Here is a 1,338-nt window from a genome sequence, read left to right on the forward strand (position 1 = left end):
CAGCAGTCCCGGCCAGAGGTCGGAGGAATAGAAGGTGGCAACGCCCTGCGGCAGACCGCGTGATGCAGCGAGGAAATAACCGGCCGAGACAAGCGCAGCCGTCAGTCTCGTTCGCGCAAACCCCCAGAGGATTGGAAACGTGCATGCGAGCGGAAGGAGAAGGACGTGACCGCTCCACGCAACCGTCCCKGCAATGATTGAAGCGGTAATCAACAGGACCGGCCGAACGTGCTCACGGTGCATAGGTGAGCACCGGTTGCGCCAGGCCGAGGATGCCCGAGACGGGCAGGGGTCCGAAGTAGCGGGAGTCATAGGAGCTCCTGAACGGTGAATGKAGAAAGACGCTTTGTGCCGGCACGACACCGCCAGAATAAGGCACCATCGGCCGACCCTTGCCGTCGCKCCGAACGAGATCGGAGAAAGGGATCGCATGCCCGTCGATCGTTACGCCCGCACCGATATCCACATGCTGTCCGGGAACCGCGATGACCGTCTTGATGAGCGGCGCGACCCCACCCGGGCAGGTTCCGGAACGGAGATAGCCACGCCGTCTCGCCTCGTGCATGACAGGCGCTTGCGGCGGGCAAATGAAGACGAGGTCGCCTGCCGACACCGCTCGATCGAGCGCGGCGATGCGCMAGAGCCCGAGGGGTTCGCTCGGTGTCAGGTTGATGCGGTAGCCGCCGGTCATGGCCGCAGCAACACTGCCCGCAACGATGGACGCCGCCACTACCAAGAGCACGATGGCATTMGCTCGTTGAGCCCTTCCCCTCGCACGAGCAGAGACTTGCGCCGTCATTTCAGGGAAAGCCCCTGGCTCTTCGTCTGGCGCAGGGTTTCGGCCTGCTTCAACGCCTCGGTCGTGCGCTCATGCGCGGCCAGTTGCTGCACCGTCCGCATCGAATTCCATGCCGATTGCACTTCGGCTTTTTGCCCGGCCGTCATCCCTGACGTAACCGCATTGAAGGTCTGTCCGTTGGAGTCCTTGGCAGCCAGAGGCAGGAAGGTACGTTCGCCGAACCGCTCCGCTACAGCCTTGGCGAAACCTTCTAGCTCGGCCTTCACCATCTTGTCGGCAAGCGCATATTCGAGACCGGCCGGCAGGTCGTTCCGGTCGATCGCATCGCGCACACGTTCGAGGGTCTGCTTTGCGTTTGCCGAGAGCGCCGGAATATCGATCGAGATCTTGAGGCGGATCGCCCGTTCCTCGACCTCGAACTTGCGCTCGGCCTCTGCACGCTGACGCAGATAGCGCTCGAKATTGCGGGCCAACGCCGGCGCGTTGGTCTCAGCCTTCTCTCGCTCTTGCTTCTCGGCGCGGCTGGCGAGGATCCCGGT

At 63.3% G+C, this 1,338-nt stretch carries 2 protein-coding genes and 1 pseudogene; all 3 read right to left on the bottom strand.

What is annotated here, in order from left to right:
• A pseudogene (locus QD357_RS32300) lies at positions 1-243 on the bottom strand (conjugal transfer protein TraB); the annotation flags it as partial.
• Positions 233-799: a conjugative transfer signal peptidase TraF gene (traF, locus tag QD357_RS32305; protein ID WP_414126080.1), complete on the bottom strand. Its 567-nt coding sequence runs from the start codon at positions 797-799 to the stop codon at positions 233-235. The gene traF and the pseudogene QD357_RS32300, both read right to left, overlap by 11 nt.
• Positions 796-1,338, bottom strand: a 543-nt coding sequence (locus tag QD357_RS32310) for a BID domain-containing protein (protein ID WP_414126081.1), incomplete at its 5' end; no start/stop codon positions are given. The genes traF and QD357_RS32310, both read right to left, overlap by 4 nt.

Source organism: Rhizobium sp. BR 317, assembly GCF_047445835.1.
In the GTDB taxonomy this organism is placed as follows: Bacteria; Pseudomonadota; Alphaproteobacteria; order Rhizobiales; family Rhizobiaceae; genus Rhizobium; species Rhizobium paranaense.